Origin of the sequence: Enterobacter cloacae complex sp. CARB60, from assembly GCF_036487345.1 — a bacterium.
Classification (GTDB): domain Bacteria; phylum Pseudomonadota; class Gammaproteobacteria; order Enterobacterales; family Enterobacteriaceae; genus Enterobacter; species Enterobacter asburiae_D.
In genome coordinates this window covers 1,438,159-1,464,626 of sequence record NZ_JAZKLC010000002.1, presented here as the reverse complement: position 1 = coordinate 1,464,626, position 26,468 = coordinate 1,438,159, and the positions used below count along the sequence as shown (strand labels likewise).

Below are 26,468 nucleotides of genomic sequence, written 5' to 3'. Positions count from 1 at the left end.
AGCTCTCCTGAAATTAGTGCGAAGGCAGACCGACGCTGGCGATCTCTTCTTCCGTTAACGGGCGATATTCGCCTGGCGCCAGGTCGGGATCGAGTTCAATCGCACCAATCCGCTCACGATGCAGGCCCACAACGCGGTTCCCCACGGCGGCAAACATACGTTTCACCTGATGGTAACGCCCTTCGCTGATGGTCAGACGGACTTCGGTCGGCGTGATTACCTCAAGCACGGCGGGTTTGGTCAGATCTTTTTCATTATGCAGCTGAACGCCTTTCGTGAATTGCTCTGCCGTGTCATCCGACACCGGCGACTCCAGCGTGACCAGATAGGTTTTCTCGCAGTGGTGACGCGGGGAAGTAATGCGATGCGACCACTGCCCGTCGTCGGTCATCAGCACCAGACCCGTGGTGTCGATGTCGAGACGGCCTGCGGCGTGCAGCTTGTGCGCCACCGGTTCGTCGAGGAAATAGAGCACCGTTGGGTGATCCGGATCGTCCGTTGAGCAGACGTAGCCTTCCGGCTTATTGAGCATGAAGTAGCGCGGACCGTGCTGCTGGGTCAGCGGATTGCCGTCATATTCCACCTGATGCTCGGGCTGGAGTTTGAAAGCGGTGTCTCTCACAATGTCGCCATCCACGGTAACGCGGCAGGCGCGAATTTCGCGCCCGGCAATAGCGCGGCTTACGCCGAGTTGCTGAGCGATAAACTTATCAAGTCGCATGAAATCTTTTTAGCCTTAATGGTGCTGGAAGTCGGACAACAGGTCCGAAAAAAGAAGCAGTCTGGAACGGTTCAGTATAATGGTCTGGTTGCGCCACTCAAGGGAAAAAGTTTCGTGGCATACTATGTGCGGAATAACGAAACCGAGACCCTATGACTTTTACACTTCGTCCCTATCAGCAGGAAGCCGTTGACGCCACCCTCGCCTGGTTCCGTAAACACCGCGAGCCGGCGGCGATTGTGCTCCCGACCGGCGCAGGCAAGAGCCTGGTCATCGCCGAACTGGCGCGTCTGGCGCGCGGTCGCGTGCTGGTGCTGGCGCACGTCAAAGAGCTCGTCGCGCAAAACCACGCCAAGTATTGTGCACTTGGGCTAGAAGCCGATATTTTCGCCGCCGGGCTGAAGCGCAAAGAGAGCCACGGCAAAGTGGTCTTTGGCAGCGTGCAGTCGGTGGCGCGCAATCTGGACCTGTTTCGCAGCGAATTTTCGCTGCTGATTGTCGACGAGTGTCACCGCATCAGCGATGACGACGACAGCCAGTACCAGCAAATCCTGGCTCACCTGAAAGCGGTGAACCCTCGCCTGCGCCTGCTGGGCCTGACGGCGACCCCGTTTCGTCTGGGGAAAGGCTGGATCTATCGCTACCATTATCACGGCATGGTGCGCGGCGATGACAAGGCCCTGTTTAGCGACTGCATTTACGAACTTCCGCTGCGCTACATGATTAAACATGGCTACCTGACGCCGCCTGAACGGCTGGATATGCCGGTGGTGCAGTACGATTTCAGCCGTTTGCAGGCGCAGAGCAACGGATTATTCAGCGAAGCGGATCTCAACCAGGAGCTGAAAAAGCAGAAGCGTATTACGCCGCATATCATCAGCCAGATTGAGGAGTTCGCCGCGACGCGTAAAGGGGTGATGATCTTTGCCGCCACCGTTGAGCACGCGCGAGAAATCACCGGGTTACTACCCTCCGGCGACGCGGCGTTAATCACCGGCGAGACGCCCGGCCCGGAGCGCGACAGCCTGATTAACGCGTTTAAGGCCCAGCAGTTCCGCTATCTGGTAAATGTGTCGGTATTGACCACCGGCTTTGACGCCCCGCACGTCGACCTGATCGCCATTCTGCGCCCGACCGAATCGGTCAGTCTGTATCAGCAAATTGTTGGCCGCGGCCTGCGCCTGGCCCCGGGAAAAACCGACTGCCTGATCCTGGATTATGCGGGTAACCCGCACGATCTCTATACGCCTGAAGTCGGCGCGCCAAAAGGGAAAAGCGACAACGTGCCCGTGCAGGTCTTTTGCCCTGCCTGCGGGTTTGCCAACACCTTCTGGGGAAAAACCACCGCCGACGGTACGCTGATCGAACACTTTGGCCGCCGCTGTCAGGGCTGGTTTGAAGATGATGACGGGCATCGCGAGCAGTGCGATTTCCGCTTCCGGTTCAAAAACTGCCCGCAGTGCAACGCCGAAAACGACATTGCCGCGCGCCGCTGCCGGGAATGCGACACGGTGCTGGTTGACCCGGACGACATGCTGAAAGCGGCGCTAAAGCTGAAAGATGCGCTGGTGCTGCGCTGTTCCGGCATGGCGCTGCAGCCCGGCGCCGATGAAAAAGGTGAGTGGTTGAAAATCACCTATTACGACGAAGACGGGGCGGACGTCAGCGAGCGCTTCCGGGTCCAGACGCCTGCTCAGCGAATGGCCTTCGAACAGCTGTTTATCCGCCCGCATACCCGAACGCCGGGCGTCCCCCTGCGCTGGATAACCGTGGCCGATATCGTGCGCCAGCAGGTGCTATTGCGCCATCCGGATTTTGTCGTCGCCCGTAAGAAAGGCCAGTTCTGGCAGGTGCGTGAGAAACTCTTTGACTACGAAGGTCGCTTCCGTCGCGCCAACGAATTGCGCGGTTAGCGGGACTTTTCATTGATGTGAGGGGCATTTGAGTATAAAATGCCGCCCGCTTCACATCCGTGAGGCAGAACACTCACCTGCTGCTGGGTCGCCTGTAGCAGGGTTTTAAATACAGAGAGAAATCAATGTTCACTATCGAAGCAGAAGTACGTAACGTGCAGGGTAAGGGTGCGAGCCGCCGCCTGCGTAACGCTAACAAGTTCCCGGCTATCGTTTACGGTGGCGAAGCTGCTCCAGTTGCAATCGAACTGGATCACGACAAACTGTGGAACCTGCAGACCAAAGCTGAATTCTACAGCGAAGTTCTGACCATCGTTGTTGGCGGTAAAGAAGAAAAAGTGAAAGTTCAGGCTGTTCAGCGTCACCCGTTCAAGCCAAAACTGTCTCACATCGACTTCGTTCGCGCGTAATCGCAAACACGTCGAAAAAAAACCCCGCTTCTGCGGGGTTTTTTTATGGCTGTTATTTCCCGCCCGAGGTGCGGCGCTGAAGCTGATCGCGCAGGTTCGGCGGCGTGCCTTTAATGGTCAGCGTATCGGTGGCCGGATCCCAGAAGATGCGTTCACCCAGCAACATTGCGTCAAAGTTGATGGTTAACCCACCGCCGCTGCCGGCAAACTTGGTTAACTGACGCAGCGTACTGCGATCCGCCGGGAAGCTCTCTTCCAGTTCATAGCCTTTTTCAGCCGTAAATTCCTGGAAGCTGACTTCGCTGACGCCAGCCAGCTCTTTTGACAGGGACTCCAGTTCGATCTCCTCCCCTGCCTGCAGCTGTTCGTTGCAGTAGCTGTAGACCTGCTGACGCACGGTCTGGCGCTCGGATTTATCGAGCTGCGCTTCTGCTGTGAAGTCGTCAACCGCCTGAAGCAGCCCTTTGTTCTGCGCTTTGGCATTGAGACCTTCGCTGGCACCGAGGAAATCCATAAAGAAATCCGCCACTTTGCGGCCCACGCGCCCCTTCAGGAAAGTGAGGTAGCGGGTCGACTCCGGGTTGGTTTCCCATTCGGTCAAATCAATACGCGCCACGATATCCGCATGGTTGATATCCAGATAATGCGTTGAGCTGATATCCAGCTGCTCGTTCACGCGCATGCTGCTTAAGTTATTCAGCACGGTAACCAGCAGATACTCTACCGCCAGATAGCGGTAGTGGCAGAACAGCACGATCCCGCCGTCGGCAAACGGATATTTCGCCAGCTCGTCGCGCAGACGCCCGGTTGCGGCGCGGCTAAACGCCAGAAAATCCTCTTCGCCCTGACGCTGCAGGCGCAGACTATCCGCCAGTTCACTCTCTTCGCTGAACAGGCCATAGGCTTTATTTTTGGCACTGTAGACGCGATGCAGCTCTGCCATCATCTCCACAACGGTCGCCGTGGGTTCCACTAACGAATCGCGCAGCACCACTTCAAGGGTTTGCTCATCACGCTTGATAAGCTGGTGCAAGGCAATCTGGTTGATTTCCAGACTCATGATAAACTCTCCTTTTAGACCGGGCGGTATTCAACCACCACCAGGACATGTGTGCAACAACAGATAAAAAAGGGGAAAAAAAGCTGTTGCTACGGTAATATGTTGCCCTTTCATCAACAAACTGATTTTGATTTATGCCACAACATTCCCGCTACAGTGATGAACACGTTGAACAACTGCTCAGTGAGCTGGTCAACGTACTGGAAAAACATAAAACGCCGACCGATCTCTCCCTGATGGTTTTGGGAAATATGGTCACCAACCTGATTAACACCAGCGTTGCTCCGGCTCAGCGTCAGGCGATCGCAAAATCGTTCGCCCAGGCTTTACAGTCGTCCGTCAGCAACGACCCGGCCCATTAAGGGATACGAACAACAGTTTATGGTGACGAATCGTCAGCGCTACCGTGAAAAAGTCTCCCAGATGGTCAGCTGGGGGCACTGGTTTGCCCTGTTCAACATTCTGTTGGCGACGGTCATTGGCTGTCGTTATCTGTTTGTCGCAGACTGGCCAACAACGCTAACCGGGCGTATCTACTCCTGGATAAGCGTTGTCGGTCACTTTAGCTTTTTGGTTTTCGCCACCTATCTGCTGATCCTGTTCCCCTTGACGTTTATCGTCATGTCGCAGCGTCTGATGCGATTCTTGTCCGCCATCCTTGCGACGGTGGGGATGACGCTGCTGCTTATTGACAGTGAAGTGTTCACCCGCTTCCACCTGCACCTCAACCCCATCGTCTGGGAACTGGTGATTAACCCCGACCAGAACGAAACGGCCCGTGACTGGCAGCTGATGTTTATCAGCGTCCCGGTGATCCTGTTGATTGAGATGCTGTTTGCCACCTGGAGCTGGCAAAAACTTCGCAGCCTGACCCGGCGACGCCATTACGCGAAGCCCGTCGCCGCACTCTTCTTCGTCTCCTTTATCAGTTCGCACATCATGTATATCTGGGCGGATGCGAACTTCTATCGCCCTATTACCATGCAGCGCGCTAACCTGCCGCTCTCATATCCGATGACGGCCCGTCGCTTCCTCGAGAAACACGGCCTGCTTGATGCGCAGGAGTACCAGCGACGCCTGGTCGAACAGGGTAACCCGGAAGCGGTCAGCGTTCAGTATCCTCTGAGCGACCTGCAGTACCGCGATATGGGACGCGGGCAAAACGTCCTGCTGATCACCGTCGATGGCCTGAACTACTCGCGCTACGAGAAGCAGATGCCTGCGCTGGCCGATTTCGCCAGTAAAAACGTCTCCTTTACTCAGCATATGAGCTCCGGTAACTCAACCGATGCGGGCATTTTTGGCCTCTTCTATGGCATTTCAGCTGGCTACATGGACGGCGTACTGTCTACCCGCACGCCTGCGGCGCTGATCACCGGGCTGAATCAGCAAGGCTATCAGTTAGGGTTGTTCTCCTCCGATGGATTTAACAGCCCGCTCTACCGCCAGGCGCTGCTGTCCGATTTCTCACTGCCAACGGCACAAAATCAGTCCGATGCGCAGACCGCCAGCCAATGGATAAACTGGCTGCAGCGCTACGCCCAGGAAGATAACCGCTGGTTCTCATGGGTTGCCTTTAACGGCACAACGCTTGCTGACAGCAATAAGAAGGACTTTGCGCGCCGTTATGGCCGCGCGGCTGGCGATGTTGATGCGCAGATAGGCCGCGTGCTCGACGCGCTACGTGAGTCTGGCAAGCTGGACAACACCGTGGTGATCGTAACCGCGGGTCATGGCGTGCCGTTAGGTGACGAGACGAAGAGTATGAGCTGGTCTCGTCCGAATCTGCAGGTTCCGCTGGTGATCCACTGGCCAGGCACGCCTGCGCAGCGCATCAATATGCTCACTGAGCATAAAGATGTGATGACTACCCTGATGCAACGCCTGCTGCACGTCAGCACACCGGCAAACGAGTATTCGCAGGGGCAGGATCTCTTCAGCGCCGCGCGCCGCCACAACTGGGTAACGGCTGCGGGGAATAATACGCTGGTGGTGACCACGCCGAAGCTGACGCTGGTGCTGAACAGCAACGGGAATTATCAGACGTATAATCTGCAGGGTGAACGGTTGAAAGACCAGAAACCGCAGCTGAGCCTCCTGCTGCAGGTCCTGACGGATGAGAAGCGGTTTATCGCTAACTGATTAATAATAAACCAGTTAGCGACAGATTCCCTTGCATTCAAAACGGAATCGAGTAGTATTCTTTTTATGCGTCGGCACGTAGCGCAGCCTGGTAGCGCACCGTCATGGGGTGTCGGGGGTCGGAGGTTCAAATCCTCTCGTGCCGACCAAAATTATTATCAAAACCAGCCTCTTACGGCTGGTTTTTTTATTCCATTTCGTCAGGTGTTTTTCGCAGATAAACCAGCGTCGCCAGACAAATCACCGCCCCGGCATAAAACGTATACTGCGCACCAAACGTCTCCCAGATGGCCCCTGCCCCCAGGCTGGCGACTAATAACCCCACGCCGCTGACCAGACTAAAAATACCGTAGGCGGTACCGCGCAGATCCGCAGGTGCGGTTTTAGCAATCATTGCCGCCAGCAGCCCCTGGGTCATGCCCATATGTATCCCCCAAAGCGCAACGCCTAAAATAATGCCTGCCCAGTGGGTGCTCAGCGCCAGCACAATGTCCGCGCCAATCAGCACCACCAGCCCCCACTGCAATAATCGGGTGTGGCTCATCACGTCGGATAACTTGCCAAACGGATAGGCAGAGAGGAAATAGAGCAGATTCATGGCAACCATCACCAGCGGGATCAGCGCCAGCGGTACACCCGACTGCTGAGCGCGAAGCACAAGAAATGCCTCACTGAAACGTGCGAGCGTGAAGATGGCCCCCAGGCCAATGACCCACCAGCAGCCTTTACCGAGGCGCCTGAGGTTCTCTCTTTTGATGGGATTCGTTCGTTTATGCTCGACAGGGGTTTTAGGCTCATGCAGGCCGAAGAAAAGCAAGGCAACGGCGAGTACGCCGGGGATCACCGCAATCCAGAAAATGGTACGAAAATCATCATTCCACAGCAGCATTAAGCCGACGGCCAGCAGCGGCCCGAGAAATGCGCCGATGGTGTCCATCGACTGACGCAAACCAAAGGCCGCGCCGCGGAGTTCCGGCGGCGTAACGTCAGCGACCAGCGCATCGCGCGGCGCCCCCCGGATCCCCTTTCCTACCCGGTCGATTAAGCGTGCCCCAAGAATCATGCCGGAGGAAGAGGCAATAGCAAACAACGGTTTACTCAACGCGCCAAGACCGTAGCCCAGAACCGCCAGTCCTTTACGTTTGCCAAGATAATCACTGATTGCGCCGGAAAACACCTTGATAAACAGCGCCGTGGCTTCAGCCAGACCTTCAATCAAACCGATGAAAATCACGCTGGCACCCAGCGTCGTGACCATAAACAACGGCAGCAGGCTGTGAATGATCTCCGAGGAGATATCCATCAGCATACTGACGCCACCCACAACCCAGACTCCTTTCGGGATCCGGCTGAGCGTTGCAAACCGGGATAACATTGCGCATCTCCTGCTTTATGTCGAACAATCTTGTTCGAAACAGAATATCCTGGAAATGCGAATAAAAATCATCTGATATAAAAAAAGCCAGCCCGCAGGCTGGCTTCATTCTCTGAGGTGAATGCTTAGCGCTTCTCACGTCCACCCAGGAAGAAAATGCCCAGCGGGATGGCCAGCAGAACGGTGAACACCAGGCTGTAGACGAAGATCATCGCCGATTGCAGGACATACATGCTGGTTGTCCAGGCAGAGAGGGGGATGTTGTACTGTTCGATCACGCCAACAATGGTTGCCCGCCCCACGCACGCGGCAGCAATCATAAACACGACCAGCAGCGCCAGGAGGAATTTGCGGCCTTCAGGTGTTTTCAGTTTTGCACGAACCATCTCTCTTCCCTTTTACAGATGAATAACATTATATAAGGTCTAAAATAACACGAACTGGCACCCGACTCCACACCAGCATAAACAACCATTAAACAGGTAATTTAAAAGCGCATAACGCTATACAGAGTGAAAATGTAAGTAAATAACACCAATCATTCATAGTTGTTATGTTAACCTGCGCAGGACCGTTTTGACATAAAGGAATGACAATGAAAAACGCACCTAAATTTGCCATCGCCCTCATCGCCGCCGCGTGCGTCAGCAGCAGTGCTTTCGCCAGCGAAACCCCAAAAGAGCAGCCGCTGGAAAAAGTGGCTCCGTACCCGCAGGCGGACAAAGGGATGAAGCGTCAGGTGATTCAGCTGCCGGTTCAGCAGGATGAAGCGAACTTCAAAGTGGAACTGTTAATTGGCAAGACGCTGGAAGTGGACTGCAACCAGCACCGTCTGGGCGGTCAGCTGGAAAGCAAAACCCTGGAAGGCTGGGGTTACGACTATTACGTCTTTGATAAAGTGACGTCTCCGGTCTCCACCATGATGGCGTGCCCGGACGGCAAGAAAGAGAAGAAATTTGTGACGGCGTATCTGGGCGACAACAGCCTGTTGCGCTACAACAGCAAGCTGCCGATCGTGGTGTATACGCCTGAAAACGTGGAAGTGAAGTATCGCGTGTGGAAGGCCGATGAGACTGTAGGTCAAGCCGTAGTACGTTGAAATTAAGTCGGGTGGCGGCTTCGCCTTACCCGACCCGGAAAGGGTGCGCTCTGGTGCCCTCACCCCAACCCTCTCCCACCGGGAGAGGGAGAAAACACTAAAAACGGTAACGGATGTTACCGTTTTGCTTTTACCTTACAGCGCGATATCCGCAACCGGTTTGTTTTCCGGCTGAGGCTTCAGCTCCGCTTTTGGCGCAGCATCCGCAGCCTGCGGTTTGATGTACTGCAGCTGCAGTACGCGGCTGGTGTATTCCAGCTCCTGCTCCGTCGCGCTCACGTTGCCGTTCAGCTTCGTGCCGTAGGATGGAATAATGGTTTTCAGCTTCGCCTGCCATTCCGGGCTGGCGACTTTATCTTTAAACACTTTTTCCATCAGGTGCAGCATGATTGGCGCAGCGGTAGACGCGCCCGGTGACGCACCCAGCAGCGCGGCGATGGTGCCATCCTTATCGCTCACCACTTCGGTACCCAGACGCAGCACGCCGCCCTCTTTCGGATCGCGCTTGATGATCTGTACGCGCTGACCCGCCTGCCACAGACGCCAGTCTTCTTTCTTCGCCTGCGGATAGTACTCTTTCAGCGCCTCGAAACGGTCGTCGTCAGAGAGCATCACCTGGCTAATCAGGTATTTCACCAGGTCGAAGTTATCCAGACCCACGTCCATCATCGGCTTGACGTTAGAGGTGGTTGTGGCGCTGAGCAGATCCCACAGGGAGCCATTTTTCAGGAACTTCGTGGAGAAGGTCGCGAACGGCCCAAACAGCACCACGCGTTTGCCGTCAAGCATACGGGTGTCGATGTGCGGAACAGACATCGGCGGTGCGCCAACGGAAGCCTGGCCGTACACTTTTGCCAGATGACGGTTCACCACTTCCGGGTTATCCGACACCAGGAACTGGCCGCCCACCGGGAAGCCCGCGTAGTCGTCAGCTTCCGGAATACCGGACTCCTGCAGCAGCTTCAGCGCCGCGCCGCCCGCACCGATAAAGACAAACTTCGCCTTGATGACGTGCTCGGCTTCGTTGTTTTTCAGATCGGCAACGGTCACGCTCCAGCTGTTATCCGCGTTGCGCTTGAAACCGCGCACTTCGGTGCTGAGCTGCAGGTTGAAGTTCTCTTTTTTCTTCAGAGACGTCACCAGCTGACGGGTAATTTCGCCGTAGTTAACGTCGGTACCAATTTCGGTACGGGTCGCCGCCACTTTCTGGTTCGGGTCACGACCTTCCATGACCAGCGGAGCCCACTCTTTAATCTGCGCGTGGTCTTCGGAGTATTTCATCCCGCGGAACAGCGTGCTCTGCTGCAGAGCGGCGTAGCGCGCGCGCAGGAAGTTGACGTTCTGATCGCCCCACACAAAGCTCATGTGCGGCACGGTGTTGATGAAGGAGTGCGGATCGTGCATCACGCCGCTGTTGACCTGATGAGACCAGAACTGGCGAGAAACCTGGAATGCTTCGTTGATCTCTACCGCCTTCTCGATACTAATGGAACCGTCCTTTTTCTGCGGCGTGTAGTTCAGTTCCATGAGTGCCGAATGTCCGGTACCGGCGTTATTCCATCCGTTCGAACTCTCCTGCGCCACGCCATCAAGGCGCTCGACCATGGTCATAGACCAGTCCGGCTGCAGTTCTTGCAGATAGGTTCCCAGCGTGGCGCTCATGATACCGCCACCAATTAAAAGGACGTCCGTTTCCTGCTCTTTTGGTGCGTCAGCTTTCGCCGCCATGGAGACGGTGTTAAGCCCCACGGCCAGAGAAAAGAGCATGGCAGTCATTTTTTTCATAATTTATGCCTTAGTGTAAAAGTGCTTGATGCGTGGAAATTGCAGGTGAAAAAAGCTGCGGGGGCACGGTAACAACTTTTAAATATTGTTTAAAGGTTACGAAATTATTGTAATTGTGAAATTTAATGATGGATTGTTTGTGGGGGATTACTCTGGCGGCTGGCAATAGGGGCATTTTCTGGCTACTATCCTGCACTTTGTGATCGCGCGCACGGAAGCCTGCCCTAACCAGCGAACTGTTATGTCCTTACCCCATTCTGCCGTATCTCCCGAAAACCGCGTAGCCAACGTGCTGCGTTCCCCTAAGCAGCTGACGCGTGAAACGCTGGCAGGCGTGATTACCGCCCTGGCGCTGATCCCCGAAGTCATCTCATTTTCGGTGGTGGCGGGCGTTGATCCGAAGGTCAGCCTGATCGCCTCCGTGGTGCTGTGTCTTGCCCTGTCCGTGCTGGGCGGTCGTCCGGCGATGGTCACGGCTGCGGCCGGTTCCGTGGCGCTGGTCATTGGCCCGATGGTGCATCAGCACGGCGTCCAGTACATTCTTCCCGCCGTGCTGATGGCTGGCGTGATTCAGGTTCTGTTTGGCGTGCTGGGCATGGCAAGGCTGATGCGCTTTATACCCCAGTCGGTCATGACCGGGTTTGTTAACGCCCTGGGTATTTTGATCTTCTTCGCTCAGGTGCCGCATTTCTGGAGCCGAAGCCCGCTGATTGTGGGCCTGTTCGTGCTGACGCTGCTGATCGTGCAGTGGGCGCCGCGCTATATCAAAAGCATCCCTTCCCCGCTGATTGCGATTGTTGTGCTTACTTTGTTCACCGTTTCAACCGGACAAATCCTGCCGACCGTGGGCGATGAAGGCTCCATGAGCGGCGGTTTGCCAGGTCTTACCGAACTTCTGGTCCCCCTCAACGTACAGACGCTGAGCATTATCTGGCCGTGCGCGTTGAGCATCGCCTTTGTCGGCCTGCTGGAATCCCTGCTGACGGCAAAGCTGGTGGATGAGCTGACCGCGACACCGTCAGGTAAACGCCGCGAAAGCATTGGATTAGGCGTCGGCAATATTCTGGCCGGATTTTATGGCGGAATTGAAGGCTGCGCGATGATTGGGCAAACCATCGTCAACGTGGAGATGGGGAAAGGTCGAAGCCGCATTTCAACCTTTGCGGCGGGCATTGTGCTGCTGATCCTGGTGACGGCGCTCAGCGAAGTGATGGCCAAAATCCCGATGGCGGTGCTGGCGGGCATTATGGCAATTGTCGCCGTCAAAACCTTCAGCTGGCACAGCCTTCAGCCAGCCACGGTGAAAACGGCCCCGATTGCAGAAACGGTAGTCATGCTGGTCACCGTAGCCGCCACGGTATCCACCGGCAATCTGGCGATTGGCGTGCTGGGCGGGATTATCGTTATGGCGCTCCTCCCCGCCCGCATTAAGCGTCGGCTTAAAGAAGAAAAATCGTCGCCAGCCCAAGAAAAATAAAGAAACCGCCGGTATCGGTGATGGCGGTGATCATCACGCTCGACCCCACCGCGGGGTCGCGCCCCAGTTTGGTCATCGTCAGCGGGATAATGACCCCCATCATTGATGCCACCAGCAGATTCAGCACCATCGCCAGCATCATCACCCCACCTAACGCCATATCGTCATACAGCCACCAGGTGATGCCGCCCATAATGCCGCCCCACACCAGGCCGTTGATCAGCGCCACGCCCATCTCTCTGAAGATCAGAAAGGCGAAGTTACCGGGCTGAATGTTTTCCAGCGCCAGCGCGCGGACGATCATGGTGATGGTCTGGTTTCCGGTGTTGCCGCCAATTCCGGCCACAATCGGCATCAGCGAGGCCAGCGCCACCAGTTGAGAAATGGTGTGTTCAAACCCGTCAATCACCCGGGAGGCGATAAACGCGGTACAGAGGTTAATGGCCAGCCACGCCCAGCGCGTTTTCACCGCCTTGCCGACGGAGGCATGGACGTCATCTTCGGCGCTGATCCCCCCGAGCGCGCGCAGGTCGTTGTCGGTTTCTTCGTAGACCACATCAACGATCTCATCGATGGTCAGACGCCCCATCAGTTTGCCGACAGAATCCACGACGGCGGCACTGACGAGGTCGTCACGTTCGAAGGTACGCGCCGCTTTCTCCGCATCGTCTTCCGGGGAGAAGACCATCGGCTCGTTTTCCATCACCTCGCTCACCTTCCGCTGGGTGCTGTTGAGCAGGATGGTTTTCAGCTCAAGTTCGCCAAGCAGGGTTTTATCCCGGGAGGTGACAAACAGTTTATCGGTGTTGTCCGGCATCTTGCCCAGACGACGCAGGTAGCGCTGCACGGTGCCGAGCGTCACGTCCGGGCGCACCGTGATAACGCCGAACTCCATGATCGCGCCGACGCTGTTTTTCTCGTAGTGCATCACCTGACGCACGCGCGCGCGTTCATCGGCAGGCAGCGACGCCAGTAGGCGACCGGTCAGGTTTCGCGGCAGGTGCTGAACGAGGTAAATCTGCTCGTCGATATCCAGCGTTTGCAGAGCGTCGAGAATATCCCGGTCGCTCATCTCGTCGATCAGGTCATCCCAGACGTTTTCAGAGGCTTCAAGCAATACCTGACCACGCTCGTGATCCTGCACCAGACGCCACAGGGCGTGACGTTCTTCCGAGGGAAGCGCTTCAAGGGTATCCGCGAGATCCGGCGGGGGTAAATGAGCAACCAGCGCGCCTACCTCAGCAATATCGTCGGCCAGGGTGCCGACATCATATTGCTCAGCCAGGGTCAGTTTGCCTAATAGCGTAGAGGTGACCGCTTTATCGGTCGTGAGAAGCCAGATGAGTCGCGCGCGCTCCTGGTCACGCTGTCTGGCGCTGTTTTTCTTTAATACCGACATCAATCATAAATCCATTAAATGAGTTGGGGTTAAGCATAGCGCGGGGATATGTAAATAAGAATAAACAACGGGACGGGATGGAGAAAAAAGCGGCATGCCCGGCGGCGCTACGCTTGCACGGGCCTACAAAATCGTAGGCCGGGTAAGGCGAAGCCGCCACCCGGCACATTGGCATCAGGCCGTACGCGCCACCGCGTCACGCGAGGCTGCATCGCGCTCTTCACCGGTTAGCTCGCTCAGCCTGCCGTCGCGCATCTCCAGCAGGCGGTCAGCATGAATAAAGTAGTGATCGTCATGGCTGATGGCGAAAATGGTTTTGCCCATCGCCTGCATCAGCGGCAGCAGCACCTGATAAAACTCGCGGCGGAAATGCGGGTCCTGATCGGCCGCCCACTCATCCAGCAGGATGATGTCACGCTCTTCCGCCAGCGCCAGCAGCAGCGCCACGCGCTTTTTCTGCCCTTTGGAAAGCTTCAGGTTGAGGATCTTCCCGTCCTGTAGCTCCAGCTTGTGCGACATCTGCAGCTGCGCCAGCCATTTTTCCACCAGCGCAGGATTGGCCGGCTGCCCTTCCGGCCCCAGCAGTTGGTCAAACAGCCAGACGTCGGTGAACACCGCCGAGAAAAGCTTGCGGTAATCCTCGGGCTTCTCCGCGCTCAGCGCCGTGCCATCCAGCAAAATCTCGCCCGACTGCGGCTGATAGAGTCCGGTCAGCAGCATCGCCAGCGTAGATTTACCGCTGCCGTTGCCGCCGATGAGGAACAGCAGTTCACCGCGGTGGATCGTCAGGTTGACCGGCCCCACGGAGAAGCCGCTGTCCTGATAGCGGAACGTGACGTTACGCAGCTCCAGCGTCTGCCAGTTCGGGAAGGCCTGCGGGCGTGGGAATTCGGCTTTAAACGGCGCGAGATCGAATTTTTTGAGCTTATTAAATGCCACCTGCGCACTCAGCAAGGTGGGCAACGCACCGACCGCCGAGAGCAGCGGCGTGCGCAAAAACAGCAGCGTCAGCGAGTAGGTTGCCGCGACGTTGGTGTCCGCCCAGCCCAGGCTGTTCGCCATCCAGAACACCAGGCCAATAGCCCCCAGCATCATGATGTTTGACCAGTTCACCGCGCTCAGGTGGAAGGTATCGGCGCGAATAATATGGTGGCGGTATTCGCGCGCGTCCGGGATATAGAGATGATTAAAGATATGCTCGGCGCGCTCGCGGTTCAGGGTGAGCTCTTTGCGCCCTTCCAGTACCGTCTGGTAATCGTTATAGAGCTTATCTTCAGTTTCGCGCAGTACCGCCATGTGTTTATAAACGCGCGACACCAGCACAAAACCGCCCCAGATGGTAATGGCAATCCACAGCGCGGTCACCGCCAGCATTTTGCTGGAGAGCCAGGCGAGATATGCGGCCGAGCCAAAGGTCAGAATGATCCCCTGCACCAGCTCCGGCAGACGCACGAACGCGATGGTAATGGCGCGCACGTCGCTGGTCAGCCCCGCCAGCAGGGAAGCGCTGCCGAGCTGCTCAACGCGCTCTATCTGGGTGTCCAGGATCCGCTTGATAAACTCACTGCGCAAACGGAAAACGAAATGGTGTCCGAGCGCGGTCAGCGCAAGCTGGGAGCCGAGCGTAACCGCCATCAACAGGAGCAGCAGGCCGAGAAACTCCGGCAATACGGAGAGCGAGGTGTCGACCATTTCGATCAACCGCACGTTAATAAACGCGATCAGGCCAATACCCAGCGCGGCGCTGGCAAGGCTTAATGCCATTACGGCGATGAAGGGCCAGCGGTACTGACGCCAGACAAGGAGAAGTAGTTGCATGCAGGCAATCCGGACAATAAAAAACAGCCAGCAGTGTAAACTGCCCTGCGCGGACATCAAGAATAATTCTTATTTTAGTTTACTCGCCCCCGCCTGACGGAAGGTCAGGTTAAAACGGTATTCGCCCGTAAGGGGGTGGACTCCGGGCTTCAGCGGCTGAATGCCGTGATAATAAAGCCGCGACGCCCTGCCCCACACCACCACATCGCCATGTTCCAGCATGATGCGTTTGAGCGGATCGTTGCGGCGTAATCCCCCAAACTGGAAAACGGCGGGCAGACCTAACGATACCGAGACGATAGGCGCGCGCAGATCGGGTTCATCCTTGTCCTGATGCAGCGAGAGCTTCGCGCCGACGGCGTAGCGGTTAATCAGGCAGGCATCCGGCCGAAAGTCAGGATACTCCGCTGCTACGGCGGCCTCGTGGCAGAGAGCCTGAAAAACGGCAGGTATCGGCGGCCACGGCTGGCCGGTCGCGGGATCGTTCGGGGCATACAGATAGCCCCGCTCGTTCGTCGCCCAGCCCAGTTCGCCGCAGTTGGCCATGGCCACCGACATGGTGTAGCCGCCCGGCGTCACCATATGGCGAAACGGCGAAACCGCCGTCACCTCGTCGATACCCTCAAGCAGCGCCGCCGCACGGGAGAGTGCAAAGCGACGCAGGATCACCGCCCCAGGCGCAAGCGGCTCCTGCCAGGGTTCAGCATCCGCAAAAAGATCGAGCATTATCCCTCCTGGCGTTTCGCCTCACGTTTCAGTAATAGCGCCTTTCGCGCCGTGCCCCAACGGTAACCCGACAGCGCGCCGTCGTGACGAACCACGCGATGGCAGGGGATCACAATCGCCAGCGTGTTTGCCGCACAGGCTCCGGCAACGGCGCGTACCGCATTGGGTTGGCCAATCGCCTGCGCCACCTGCTGGTAACTTGCCGTTTCGCCGCAGGGAATGTTGCGAAGGGCCTGCCAGACGCGCTGCTGGAACGCGGTTCCGCGAATATCCAGCGGCAGCGCAAGCGGTACGTCGCGGTTATCAATACTGGCAATCACCTGCTGGATCCGCTGCGCGAAATCTTCTTCCAGCGGCGCATGCGCTGCTTTTGGAAAATGCGCGGCAAGCTCCTCGGCTAATTCTGCATCGCTGTCACCCAGCAGGATCGCGCAGATCCCCCGCTCGCTTTCTGCAACCAGACAGCGTCCTAGCGAACAGTCGCTGATGGCATAACGCACTGCCGCATCCCCTTTGCGGTACTGCTTCGCCGTCATGCCCAGCGCATCGTTGGCTTTACGATAATAGCTGCTGTTGTCGGGAAACCCCGCCGCCAGCACGGCGTCGGTAATTTTGTCTCCCTGTGCCAGCGCGGTGCGCAGGCGCTGGCCTCTCGCGGCCTGCTGCCAGGCTTTTGGCGTCATGCCGGTCACGGCCTTAAACAGACGGTGGAAATGGAAAGGACTCATGGCAACCTGCTGCGCCAGCCCCTCCAGGGTTAGCGTAGGTTCCTGCTCCAGAAGACGGCAGGCGTGTTCTACTTTCACCAGCTTCTGTTCCTGCGGATTGCGTTTGTCCGGCATGCAGCGCTTGCACGGACGAAACCCTGCCTGAACGGCATGGTGGGCATCGGGATAAAAGCGGACGTTTTTACGCAGCGCGTGGCGGGCGCGGCATGACGGGCGGCAGAAAATACCCGTGGTCTGCACGGCGAAGACAAACTGTTCGTCAGCGAGCGGATCGCGGGCCAGTACGGCCTGCCAGCGATCCTCATCGGTAATAAAGGTCGAGTTTCTCATTATCGGCTCCTCTTGTAAGCATACATAGAGCCTGCCTGAGTGCCACTGATAAAAAACCCGCAACCTTGCTTTTTAATTTTTTTCGCGCACCAGGAAGCTGTCGAACTGCGGTGAATGCCAGGTTTTGAACCCGTCGCCCTCTTTGGTGATCATATACACCGCCAGCCCTTCCTGACGAACCACCTCTTTGGCTTTTTCCGGGCCGAGAACCATTAATCCGGTATCCCAGGCATCCGCTTCCAGCGCGGTGGGAGCAATGACCGTCACCGAGACCAGGTTATGCGTGATGGGACGTCCGGTCTGCGGATCGATAACGTGCGAAATACGCTTCCCGTCAAGCTCGTAATAGTTACGGTAGCTTCCGGAGGTACTGATGCCATGACCGTTGATATCCACTATCGCCTGCACGGCATTTTGCCGATCGGTCGGCTTTTGAATCGCTACGCGCCACGGCTTATCGCTGGCGTTCATGCCCCGGCTAACTAGCGCGCCGCCCACGGAGACCAAATAATGGGAAATCCCTTCCTGGGCCATCAGCGCGGCAAGATGATCCGCCGCATAGCCTTCCCCAACCGTCGACAGATCGACAAACAGATCGGGGATATCCTTTTGCAGGTACTGTTGCCCGTACTGATTGATCACCGTCAGATGCTGCAACCCTGTCCTCGCGCGGGCGTCATCAATAGCCGCCTGTTCAGGCGTGGTCACCGGCTGTTTGTTAGGGCCAAATCCCCAGAGGTTGACCAGCGGTCCGACGGTCACATCCATCGCGCCGTTGGTTTTGTAACCCACGCGCATTGCCTCGGTCACGATATCGGCCATCGCCTCGCTCACCGGCCATAGGGAGGTGCTGGTTGAGAGGTTAAAACGCATCAGCGCCGAGTCATTTTTATAGGTCGACAGCAGCTGATCGTCGGCGTCCAGCTGCGACTGAATTTTGCCGCGAAGTTCATCTGCGCGTGTTTTATCGAGGTTCATCACGCTGACGCGCCAGAAGGTCCCCATCGTTTTGCCTTCGAGCACCGTCGCGGCGGGTGCGTCGGTTTTCGCCACGGGGGTGGGATCGTTACATGCGGTCAGGAAAAAAAGCATAGCCAGAAAGCTGGCGCGTAAAAAAGTCATGTCCATTCATTATTATCCTCATGCCAGGGCGGCAAGAGTACACCAAAACGGGTGAGTTGTGAGAATCAGAGAGGCACAAAAAAGGGGCCATCAGGCCCCTTACGTCACACGATGAAGCGATTAGAACTGGTAAACCAGGCCCAGCGCGACGATATCGTCAGTACCGATACCCGCCTGACGGGTGAATTCATTTTCATCAACCAGGTTGATTTTGTAATCCACGTAGGTGGACATGTTTTTGTTGAAGTAGTAAGTCGCACCAACATCAACATATTTCAGCAGATCCTGATCGCCGTATCCTTCGATGTCTTTCCCTTTAGACTGCAGGTAAGCCACGGATGGACGCAGGCCGAAGTCGAACTGGTACTGCGCAACCACTTCGAAGTTCTGCGCTTTGTTAGCGAAGCCGTAAATCTCGCTGCTGCTCTGAGAGTTGCCGAAACGCGTCGCGTTGTAGGTCTGGGAGTATTGCGCCGCCAGGTAGATGTTGTTGGCATCGTATTTCAGACCACCAGAATAGACTTCAGCACGATCGCCTTCACCCTTCAGCGCCAGGTTAGCCGTATTGTTCTGGTCAGCGGTACGTTTGGAAGAAGACATTGCACCACCGATGCTGAAGCCTTCACCCAGGTTATAGGTCACGGATGCACCGTAGCCGTCGCCGTTCTGTTTCAGCAGACTACGACCGGTGTCGTTTTCGCCGCTTACGCTGCCGTTTTTACCCTGATACTGCAGGGCAAAGTTCAGGCCATCCACCAGGCCAAAGAAGTCCTGGTTACGGTAGGTCGCTACGCCGTTAGCACGGGACTGCAGGAAGTTGTCCGCGCCGTAGGTATCGCCACCAAATTCAGGCAGAACGTCAGTCCAGGAGGTTACGTCGTAGATCACACCGTAGTTACGACCGTAATCGAAAGAACCCGCGTCAGCGAATTTCAGACCCGCGAACGCCACACGCGTCCAGGCCTGGTTGTCACTTTCAGAGGTGTTGCCCTGGATCTGGTATTCCCACTGGCCGTAACCGGTCAGCTGATCGTTAACCTGAGTTTCGCCTTTGAAGCCAAGACGCATGTAGGTCTGGTCGCCGTCGGCACTCTTGTCGTCAGAGAAATAGTGCAGACCATCAACTTTGCCGTACAGATCTAATTTGTTGCCATCTTTGTTATAAATTTCGGCCGCATTTGCTGCGCCTGCCACCAGGAGTGCTGGTACCAGGAGGGACAGTACTTTAACTTTCATTTTATTAACCCTCTGTTATATGCCTTATAATTGCCACTGCTTACTGGTTAACCCTCATTAACCAGTCGGCAATTTCATTCTCCGCAAAATTACAGAATAATCCAATGCGAATATGATACGAAAACTTTGAAGATGTTTCATTTATCTATCAACATGTTTCAAAATGTAAATATCAAGGAACTTTTACAAAGCACAAATAGCTTAGAAAATTAGCATTTATAATCAAACAGAAAAATCACCATATAAACATCAAAGAGTTACAATAAAATCCGTTACAGCACTGAATGACAAAACAAGATCGCACCTAATCTCTAAAATAACTCTCGCTATCATCATTAACTTTATTTATTACCGTCATTCAGTTTTGAATGTCTGTTTATCCCTAATTGAACCGGATGCGTCGCATTCGGTTTTTTTTTTACCTTTCTTTACGTAACTTCTCTTTTTTTGTGCTACCGCTCCGTAATTGTAACGACTATTAACTAAATTCTCGTCGGGTAACTTGCGAGGGAAAAAAATTGAGGCAAAACTTAATTTCTTGTTAATTCGTGCTATTTTCTGGCTGCATGCGCCTGTTATTTGTACGCCTGTGGCGAGTTTGTACATGTTTACTGCACGCCTCGCTGCCGATATTGTCCAGTGAAAAAGTCGCCTCTTCCCGGACGGTGGCGCTGGAAATTCAGTTATTACCCTTTATACTGCCCTATCGCCACAGAGCACGACCATAACGGGTTAAAGATATCAATGAGTCAGACTGAAACTACCGCCCCGAGCAAATTTTCCCTCCTTCCCGGGAGCATCACCCGTTTCTTTCTTCTTTTGATTGTTGTGCTGTTAGTCACCATGGGGGTGATGGTACAAAGCGCGGTTAACGCCTGGCTGAAGGATAAGAGCTATCAGGTCGTTGATATCACCCATGCCGTGCACAAGCGCATAGATACCTGGCGCTACGCCACCTGGCAGATTTACGACAATATCGCGGCTGCCCCGACCTCCTCGTCCGGGGATGGACTTCAGGAGACGCGGCTTAAGCAGGATGTCTATTATCTCGAAAAACCGCAGCGTAAGACCGAGGCGCTTATCTTTGGCTCTCACGACAGCGCGACGCTTGAGATGACGCAGCGTATTTCGACCTATCTGGATACCCTCTGGGGCGCTGAAACGGTGCCGTGGTCGATGTACTATCTGAACGGTCAGGACAACAGCATGATTCTGATCTCAACGCTGCCGTTAAAAGATCTCTCTTCCGGTTTTAAAGAGACAACCGTCGGCAGCATCGTCGATTCCCGCCGGGCAGAGATGCTGCAGCAGGCGAATGCTCTTGATGAACGTGAGAGCTTCTCTTCCCTGCGCCGTCTGGCCTGGCAAAACGGTCATTATTTTACCCTGCGCACCACGTTCAACCAGCCAGGACATCTGGCGACGGTGGTGGCCTTCGATTTACCGATTAATGATTTAATCCCGCCGGACATGCCGCTCGACAGCTTCCGCATGGAGCCAGACAGCAGCACCCAGAACATGCGTGCGGCGTCGGACAAAGAGGCCGCCGAGAGCGTATCGATCTCCTTTAACGGCTCGAAAATCGAAATTGCCTCATCGCTGAATTCGACCGGTATGCGTCTGGTGTGGCAGGTGCCGTTTGGCACGCTGTTGCTCGACACCCTGCAAAATATCCTGCTGCCTCTGCTGTTGAATATCGGTTTGCTGGCGCTGGCGCTGTTTGGCTACAGCACCTTCCGTTTCCAGTCGGGGCGTCAGAGCGACGCGTCTGCGGTTCCGGCCGGCACCAGCAATGAGCTGCGCGTATTGCGTGCACTGAATGAAGAGATTGTTTCCGTGCTGCCGCTTGGGGTCCTGGTTCACGACCAGGAGGCGAATCGTACGGTGATGAGCAACAAAATTGCCGACCATCTGCTGCCGCATCTTAACCTGCAGAACATCACCACCATGGCGGACCAACACCAGGGGGTGATTCAGGCCACCATTAACAATGAACTGTACGAGATCCGTCAGTTCCGCAGCCAGGTGGCTCCCCGCACGCAAATCTTCATTATTCGCGACCAGGATCGCGAAGTGCTGGTCAATAAAAAGCTCAAGCAGGCACAAAGACTGTATGAGAAAAACCAGCAGGGGCGCGCCGCATTCATGCAGAACATTGGCGATGCCTTCAAGCAGCCGTTAAAAACGCTAGCGACCCAGGCGGCAGCGTTAAACACCTCTGAAAGCCACCAGCTTGCCTGCCAGGCCGATTCGCTGGTCAGAATGGTTGATGAGATCCAGCTGGCGAACATGCTGGAGAATGATTTCTGGAAGGGAACCCCAACCCTCTTCTCCATTCAGGATCTGATTGATGAAGTGGTGCCGGACGTGCTGCCCGTGATTAAACGCAAAGGGTTGCAGCTGCTGATCAATAACAATCTCCCTGCGAATGACAAACGCCACGGCGATCGCGAAGCGCTGCGCCGCATTCTGCTGATGATTATTCAGTACGCCGTGACCACCACGCAGATCGGCAAGATCACCCTTGAAGTCAGCGCGGAGGAGTCGGCAGAAGACCGCCTGGCGTTCCGCATCCTGGACACCGGGGAAGGCGTCACAACGAGTGAAATTGATAATCTGCACTTCCCGTTCCTGAATGACACGCAAAGCGATCGCTACGGCAAGGCCAATGCCCTGACCTTTTGGCTATGCGATCAGCTGGCGCGTAAGCTCGGCGGCCATCTGAATATCAAAGCCCGTGAATCCCTCGGCACCCGCTATTCTCTGCACGTGAAAATGGCGGCCAATCCGCAGGAAGAAGATGAAGAACGTCTGCTGGATGATGTCGTGGTGATGGTCGATGTGACCTCGAACGAGATCCGCAATATTGTTGTTCGCCAGTTAGAAAACTGGGGTGCGGCCTGCATCACGCCGGATGAAAGACTTGCAAGTCAAGAATTTGATCTGTTTTTAACTGATAATCCGTCTAATCTTACTGCCTCCGGCTTGCTTTTAAGCGATGATGAGTCAGGCGTGCGGAAAATCGGCCCTGGCCAGCTGCGCGTCAACTTTAATATAAGCAATGCGATGCAGGAAGCTGTACTACAACTAATAGAAGAGCAGCTGGCGCAGGAAGAGATAGCGGAATCGCCGTTAGGCGGTAATGAAAATGCCGAGCTTCACGCCAGCGGATACTATTCACTCTTTGTTGATACAGTACCAGATGATGTTAAGCGGTTGTATACTGAGTCCGCTGCGAATGATTTTGCAGCGCTGGCACAGACAGCACACCGGCTTAAAGGGGTGTTTGCCATGCTTAATCTGGTTCCCGGCAAGCAGTTATGTGAAACGCTGGAACATCTAATTCGTGAGAAAGATGCCTCTGGCATTGAAAAATACATCAGCGACATTGACGCCTACGTCAAAAGCTTGCTGTAGCAAGGTAGCCTTATACATGAACAATATGAACGTAATTATTGCCGATGACCATCCGATTGTACTGTTCGGTATTCGCAAATCACTTGAACAGATCGAGTGGGTGAATGTAGTCGGTGAATTTGAAGACTCTACAGCACTGATCAATAACCTCCCAAAACTTGATGCACACGTGCTCATTACCGATCTCTCCATGCCAGGAGATAAGTACGGTGATGGGATCACGCTCATCAAATACATTAAACGTCACTTCCCGGATATCTCGATCATCGTTCTGACCATGAACAACAACCCGGCGATCCTGAGCACGGTGCTGGATCTGGACATCGAAGGGATTGTGCTGAAACAGGGCGCGCCGACCGATCTGCCAAAAGCGCTCGCTGCGCTGCAGAAAGGCAAGAAGTTCACGCCTGAGAGCGTCTCTCGCCTGCTGGAAAAAATCAGCGCGGGTGGCTACGGTGACAAACGCCTGTCCCCGAAAGAGAGTGAAGTTCTGCGCCTGTTCGCAGAAGGCTTCCTGGTGACCGAGATTGCCAAGAAGCTGAACCGCAGTATTAAAACCATCAGCAGCCAGAAGAAATCAGCGATGATGAAGCTGGGCGTGGACAACGATATTGCACTGCTGAACTATCTCTCCTCCGTTACGCTGAGCGCAACGGACAAGGATTGATCCCCACTGTAAATGCCGGGTGGCGCTGCGCTTACCCGGCCTACAGAGCCCGTAGGCCCGCGTAAGCGCAGCGCCGCCGGGCAAATAAAAAGGCCCTTGCGGGCCTTTTTTATATTCTGGTTTTTCTCACGCGATCCGCGTAAATCGACAATGTCTGTTTCAGCACGTCCAGCGTCACCGGTTTCGACAGACAGCTGTCCATGCCTGACTCCAGACAACGCTGTTTCTCTTCTGCCAGCGCGTTCGCCGTTACGCCCACCACCGGCAGCGTCAGGCCAAGCTGTCGGATGCGCTGCGTCAGACGGTAGCCGTCCATGTTTGGCATGTTGACGTCGCTAAGCACGATATCAATATGATTTTTACTCAGCACATTCAGCGCATCCACGCCGTCATTGGCCGTTTTGCACTGGTAGCCCAGCGATCCAAGCTGGTCAGCCAGCAGGCGGCGGTTAATCGGATGGTCATCCACCACCAGAATCATCATATCGTCATTCACCGACGCCAGAGAGTCCGGTGACGGCAATCCGCCCGCGCCGTCGCGCTCTTCCAGCTCCACTTTGTAGATGCGCGCCAGCAGGCTCAACAGCTCGTGCGGCGTAGCGACGCTGTGCACCCATTCCCCAGGCGCACGCTCGACAGGAATGCCGATGTGGCGACGACAGAAGAGCACCGACCCTCTCCCCTGCCACGGCTGTTCCGGCATCTCGTCGGCGATCAGCACATCGTCCACATCCGGCGTTTGACCTTCATAGCGACACACCCTCACGCCGCTGTGGGCAAGCAGCGCCGTCAGGTAGTCATTCAGCGAGGCGTTGTGCACCGCCAGCCAGCAGCGCTTGTCGCTCAGCCCATCCACCGTCGCTTTTGCCGGATACTGCGCCGAATAGAGCGGAATACGGATGGTGAACTGGCTGCCCATGCCGGGCTCGGTATCCACGGAGATATCACCGTCCATCATGCTGACGAGCTTCTCACAGATCGCCAGCCCCAGCCCGGTGCCCTGGAAGTTACGCTGCACGCCGGTCCCGACCTGGAAGAACGGGTCGAACAGGCGAACCACTTCCTTCGCCGGGATGCCGACGCCCGTGTCGCGCACGCGAATGCTCAGGTAATCCCCCGCCCGGCAGACGTGCAACACAATACAGCCAACATCGGTGAATTTGATGGCGTTGCTGAGCAGGTTAGAAATGACCTGCTGCAGGCGCATCGGATCGCCGTGCAGCGTCAGCGGCACGTCCGGTTCGATAAAGCAGTAAAGCCCCAGCTGTTTACGCACCACCAGCGGCAGATAGTTGGCGCTGATGTGGTTCATGACCTCGCGCGGCGAGAACTCCCGCGGCTCGATTTTCAGCTGCTCAGACTCGATTTTAGAGAAGTCGAGAATATCGCTGATGATTTTTAGCAGCAGGCTGGAGGAGTTGTTCATCGCCGTCACCAGCCTGTCGACCCCTTTCGGCAACTCTTTCGTCTGCAGCAGATCGAGGTTACCGATGATCCCGTACAGCGGCGTTCGCAGCTCGTGGCTAACGGTGGCAAGGAACATGGATTTCGACTGGCTGGCCTGCTCCGCGGCCTGCGCCATCTCCTGCAGCGACTCTTCCATCTTCACGCGCGCGGAGACATCCACCAGCACGCAAATCGCCACGTTTTCATTGCGATAGCGGGAATGGACAAAGCTAATCTGCAGGTTGGTGTGCGTGCTGGTGAGCACGTCGACAAAGTTAACCTGCTGACCGCAGATAATCTGCGTCAGTCTCTGCCGATCCTCATGCGTCAGCATGTTCAGGTAGTTATGCGCCAGTTCGTTACTCAGGATATTGGTCCCGTCCTGAGTACGCAGAATACAGATCCCCACCGGCGCCGAAGCGACGATCTTCCGGTTAAACTGCTCGTGTTCCTCCAGCCGCTGGGCGTCGCTTTCGGCGGGAATAAAGATTTTCCGCTCATACATGCGCGCCAGGGTGAACAGCGCCCCACCCGCGATCAGGTTCAGCAGAATGGCATTCATGATAAGAATGCGGATCCGCTCAAGCACCATATCCACCGGCAGCGAATAGACAATACTCAGCGACGAAGGCGGCAGGCTCTTCTTCAGCACCAGCTCGCGGAAACCTGATGTATAGCCAAACCACGACCGCTCCTGCATCCAGTGCGGTTCGACGTTTAACCGGCTATCCGGCCCGGCGAGCGAGATCAGCTGATGACCGTTTTCATCCAGAATGGTCACCCCCATGGGCAGGCTGCCTGGGGTGAAGAAGTTTTCCATGCGAATGGTCTGCTCAATCCCCAGCAGCGCCTGCAGGCGATTGCCGAGATACACCGGCGTCAGGGCGTAGAAATAGCCCACGCCCGGGCGCGGGCCCTGGCTAACCCAGAAGATGTTATTCCCGCGCTCGTCCTGCGGCGCATTGCGATATTTCACAATACGCTCATGCAGGCTTTTCAGCGCATCGTCACGCTCAACGGGCACATCGCGCAGGCCAAAGTCAGCCATGCAGAGATTCTCACTGCCAATCAGGAATACGCGATTCAGGTCGTAGGCGGCGGAGAAATTGTCGCGCCAGTAGCGCATAAACCAGGCAAGGGATTCCAGCGACCCGCGCCAGGTGTTGCTCATGGTGGAGCAATCGGAGTCCGGGAACAGCGGCTGGAAGTCCGGGACTTCGGTTTTGTCATTACGCCCGCGAAGCGCAAGGATGCCGTTTTCCGCCGTCAGACGATTTTCGGCAATATACTTCAGCTCCTTCATCACGTCAGACGTTCGCTGAATGTAGCGCTGGGCCTGGTCGGAGCTTAAGTTAAACTCCTGGCGGATCTCCGCTTCTTTCTGGTGCAGCGCGTTAACGATGTAAAACACCGAGAACAATGCCACCAGCAGCCAGAGCAAGAGCGCCAGCGCCCGAAACAGATAGCGAGAGACTTTCAGCGTAGTACGAAAGGAGACGAGGTATTTCAAGGGGGCGAGGCTCCGCCGTCGGGGTCAAAAGAATGTGGTTAAGGTAGCGGTAAACGCGCCAGGTCGCAACGTTGACTTATCTGCTTC

The 26,468-nt window shown here is 55.8% G+C and carries 20 protein-coding genes and 1 tRNA gene; 9 read left to right on the top strand and 12 right to left on the bottom strand.

The features are described from left to right. Nucleotides 1-13: 13 nt before the first annotated feature. Nucleotides 14-721 (bottom strand): 16S rRNA pseudouridine(516) synthase RsuA, encoded by a 708-nt coding sequence (rsuA, locus tag V4835_RS08085; RefSeq protein ID WP_331411871.1) that lies wholly within the window; start codon nt 719-721, stop codon nt 14-16. A gap of 152 nt (nt 722-873) precedes the next feature. Here rsuA and V4835_RS08080 point away from each other — a divergent pair, with 152 nt between their 5' ends. Both V4835_RS08080 and rplY read left to right on the top strand, forming a co-directional pair. Then, the gene (locus V4835_RS08080; protein WP_331411870.1) at nt 874-2,634 is read left to right on the top strand and encodes a DEAD/DEAH box helicase; all 1,761 of its coding nucleotides are present in this window, start codon (nt 874-876) and stop codon (nt 2,632-2,634) included. A 125-nt stretch (nt 2,635-2,759) separates the two neighbouring features. Then, on the top strand, nt 2,760-3,044 hold the full coding sequence (gene rplY, locus V4835_RS08075; protein ID WP_029740955.1) for a 50S ribosomal protein L25: 285 nt from the start codon (nt 2,760-2,762) through the stop codon (nt 3,042-3,044). 52 nt (nt 3,045-3,096) lie between these two features. Here the strand turns inward: rplY and yejK are convergent, their stop codons facing one another. Further along, nucleotides 3,097-4,104 carry a nucleoid-associated protein YejK gene (yejK, locus tag V4835_RS08070; protein WP_331411869.1) on the bottom strand — a complete coding sequence of 336 codons (1,008 nt, stop codon included), beginning with the start codon at nt 4,102-4,104 and terminating at the stop codon, nt 3,097-3,099. Nucleotides 4,105-4,238: 134 nt separating this feature from the next. Here yejK and V4835_RS08065 point away from each other — a divergent pair, with 134 nt between their 5' ends. From V4835_RS08065 to V4835_RS08055, 3 genes are all read left to right on the top strand, one after another. Continuing rightward, entirely contained in the window at nt 4,239-4,466 is a 228-nt protein-coding gene (locus V4835_RS08065; RefSeq protein ID WP_008500958.1) for a YejL family protein, read from the top strand. Nucleotides 4,467-4,485: 19 nt separating this feature from the next. Then, nucleotides 4,486-6,246, top strand: coding sequence for an LPS biosynthesis-modulating metalloenzyme YejM (gene yejM, locus V4835_RS08060; protein WP_331411868.1), 1,761 nt, complete (start codon nt 4,486-4,488; stop codon nt 6,244-6,246). Nucleotides 6,247-6,318: 72 nt separating this feature from the next. Then, nucleotides 6,319-6,395 (top strand) — tRNA-Pro (locus tag V4835_RS08055). Between the two features lie 38 nt (nt 6,396-6,433). On the opposite strand, the gene V4835_RS08050 is transcribed toward V4835_RS08055, so the two are convergent. Together V4835_RS08050 and V4835_RS08045 are read right to left on the bottom strand one after the other, a co-directional pair. Next, nucleotides 6,434-7,621 (bottom strand): MFS transporter, encoded by a 1,188-nt coding sequence (locus V4835_RS08050; RefSeq protein ID WP_331411867.1) that lies wholly within the window; start codon nt 7,619-7,621, stop codon nt 6,434-6,436. 125 nt (nt 7,622-7,746) lie between these two features. Then, nucleotides 7,747-8,007: a DUF2534 family protein gene (locus V4835_RS08045; protein WP_063143759.1), complete on the bottom strand. Its 261-nt coding sequence runs from the start codon at nt 8,005-8,007 to the stop codon at nt 7,747-7,749. A gap of 209 nt (nt 8,008-8,216) precedes the next feature. On the opposite strand from V4835_RS08045, the gene eco reads away from it, so the two are divergent. Continuing rightward, nucleotides 8,217-8,720: a serine protease inhibitor ecotin gene (eco, locus tag V4835_RS08040; protein ID WP_182071309.1), complete on the top strand. Its 504-nt coding sequence runs from the start codon at nt 8,217-8,219 to the stop codon at nt 8,718-8,720. 135 nt (nt 8,721-8,855) lie between these two features. Here eco and mqo read toward each other — a convergent pair whose 3' ends face one another. Beyond that, entirely contained in the window at nt 8,856-10,505 is a 1,650-nt protein-coding gene (gene mqo / locus V4835_RS08035; protein ID WP_063143757.1) for a malate dehydrogenase (quinone), read from the bottom strand. A gap of 187 nt (nt 10,506-10,692) precedes the next feature. Here mqo and V4835_RS08030 point away from each other — a divergent pair, with 187 nt between their 5' ends. Then, nucleotides 10,693-11,982 carry a SulP family inorganic anion transporter gene (locus V4835_RS08030; RefSeq protein ID WP_331414098.1) on the top strand — a complete coding sequence of 430 codons (1,290 nt, stop codon included), beginning with the start codon at nt 10,693-10,695 and terminating at the stop codon, nt 11,980-11,982. Here V4835_RS08030 and mgtE read toward each other — a convergent pair. The 6 genes from mgtE to V4835_RS08000 all read right to left on the bottom strand — a co-directional run bounded on the left by mgtE (nt 11,945) and on the right by V4835_RS08000 (nt 19,341). Next, on the bottom strand, nt 11,945-13,381 hold the full coding sequence (mgtE, locus tag V4835_RS08025) for a magnesium transporter (protein WP_021241530.1): 1,437 nt from the start codon (nt 13,379-13,381) through the stop codon (nt 11,945-11,947). The genes V4835_RS08030 and mgtE overlap by 38 nt on opposite strands. A gap of 174 nt (nt 13,382-13,555) precedes the next feature. Next, nucleotides 13,556-15,199 carry a multidrug ABC transporter permease/ATP-binding protein gene (locus V4835_RS08020; RefSeq protein ID WP_063143814.1) on the bottom strand — a complete coding sequence of 548 codons (1,644 nt, stop codon included), beginning with the start codon at nt 15,197-15,199 and terminating at the stop codon, nt 13,556-13,558. A gap of 69 nt (nt 15,200-15,268) precedes the next feature. Further along, entirely contained in the window at nt 15,269-15,925 is a 657-nt protein-coding gene (alkB, locus tag V4835_RS08015; protein WP_331411862.1) for a DNA oxidative demethylase AlkB, read from the bottom strand. Then, a complete protein-coding gene (gene ada / locus V4835_RS08010; protein ID WP_331411861.1) occupies nt 15,925-16,983 on the bottom strand; it encodes a bifunctional DNA-binding transcriptional regulator/O6-methylguanine-DNA methyltransferase Ada in 1,059 nt (352 codons plus the stop codon). Before ada ends, alkB begins: the two co-directional genes overlap by 1 nt. A 72-nt stretch (nt 16,984-17,055) precedes the next feature. Next, entirely contained in the window at nt 17,056-18,111 is a 1,056-nt protein-coding gene (gene apbE, locus V4835_RS08005; RefSeq protein WP_331411860.1) for an FAD:protein FMN transferase ApbE, read from the bottom strand. A gap of 114 nt (nt 18,112-18,225) precedes the next feature. Further along, nucleotides 18,226-19,341, bottom strand: a complete 1,116-nt coding sequence (locus tag V4835_RS08000; protein WP_063143752.1) for a porin OmpC — start codon at nt 19,339-19,341, stop codon at nt 18,226-18,228. Nucleotides 19,342-20,085: 744 nt separating this feature from the next. Here V4835_RS08000 and rcsD point away from each other — a divergent pair. Beyond that, nucleotides 20,086-22,758, top strand: a complete 2,673-nt coding sequence (gene rcsD, locus V4835_RS07995; protein ID WP_331411859.1) for a phosphotransferase RcsD — start codon at nt 20,086-20,088, stop codon at nt 22,756-22,758. Nucleotides 22,759-22,774: 16 nt separating this feature from the next. Continuing rightward, entirely contained in the window at nt 22,775-23,425 is a 651-nt protein-coding gene (rcsB, locus tag V4835_RS07990; RefSeq protein ID WP_331411858.1) for a response regulator transcription factor RcsB, read from the top strand. Nucleotides 23,426-23,534: 109 nt separating this feature from the next. On the opposite strand, the gene rcsC is transcribed toward rcsB, so the two are convergent. Next, entirely contained in the window at nt 23,535-26,381 is a 2,847-nt protein-coding gene (rcsC, locus tag V4835_RS07985) for a two-component system sensor histidine kinase RcsC (RefSeq protein WP_331411857.1), read from the bottom strand. Nucleotides 26,382-26,468: the final 87 nt, after the last annotated feature.

Coding starts and splice junctions, on each gene's coding strand:
- alkB (WP_331411862.1), bottom strand. CDS start 15,925: ATGCTCGATCTTTTTGCGGATGCTGAACCCTGGCAGGAGCCGCTTGCG.
- ada (WP_331411861.1), bottom strand. CDS start 16,983: ATGAGAAACTCGACCTTTATTACCGATGAGGATCGCTGGCAGGCCGTA.
- V4835_RS08050 (WP_331411867.1), bottom strand. CDS start 7,621: ATGTTATCCCGGTTTGCAACGCTCAGCCGGATCCCGAAAGGAGTCTGG.
- apbE (WP_331411860.1), bottom strand. CDS start 18,111: ATGGACATGACTTTTTTACGCGCCAGCTTTCTGGCTATGCTTTTTTTC.
- V4835_RS08020 (WP_063143814.1), bottom strand. CDS start 15,199: ATGCAACTACTTCTCCTTGTCTGGCGTCAGTACCGCTGGCCCTTCATC.
- V4835_RS08065 (WP_008500958.1), top strand. CDS start 4,239: ATGCCACAACATTCCCGCTACAGTGATGAACACGTTGAACAACTGCTC.
- V4835_RS08045 (WP_063143759.1), bottom strand. CDS start 8,007: ATGGTTCGTGCAAAACTGAAAACACCTGAAGGCCGCAAATTCCTCCTG.
- yejM (WP_331411868.1), top strand. CDS start 4,486: ATGGTGACGAATCGTCAGCGCTACCGTGAAAAAGTCTCCCAGATGGTC.
- rcsD (WP_331411859.1), top strand. CDS start 20,086: ATGAGTCAGACTGAAACTACCGCCCCGAGCAAATTTTCCCTCCTTCCC.
- V4835_RS08000 (WP_063143752.1), bottom strand. CDS start 19,341: ATGAAAGTTAAAGTACTGTCCCTCCTGGTACCAGCACTCCTGGTGGCA.
- rplY (WP_029740955.1), top strand. CDS start 2,760: ATGTTCACTATCGAAGCAGAAGTACGTAACGTGCAGGGTAAGGGTGCG.
- mgtE (WP_021241530.1), bottom strand. CDS start 13,381: ATGTCGGTATTAAAGAAAAACAGCGCCAGACAGCGTGACCAGGAGCGC.
- yejK (WP_331411869.1), bottom strand. CDS start 4,104: ATGAGTCTGGAAATCAACCAGATTGCCTTGCACCAGCTTATCAAGCGT.
- mqo (WP_063143757.1), bottom strand. CDS start 10,505: ATGAAAAAAATGACTGCCATGCTCTTTTCTCTGGCCGTGGGGCTTAAC.
- rsuA (WP_331411871.1), bottom strand. CDS start 721: ATGCGACTTGATAAGTTTATCGCTCAGCAACTCGGCGTAAGCCGCGCT.
- V4835_RS08080 (WP_331411870.1), top strand. CDS start 874: ATGACTTTTACACTTCGTCCCTATCAGCAGGAAGCCGTTGACGCCACC.
- eco (WP_182071309.1), top strand. CDS start 8,217: ATGAAAAACGCACCTAAATTTGCCATCGCCCTCATCGCCGCCGCGTGC.
- rcsB (WP_331411858.1), top strand. CDS start 22,775: ATGAACAATATGAACGTAATTATTGCCGATGACCATCCGATTGTACTG.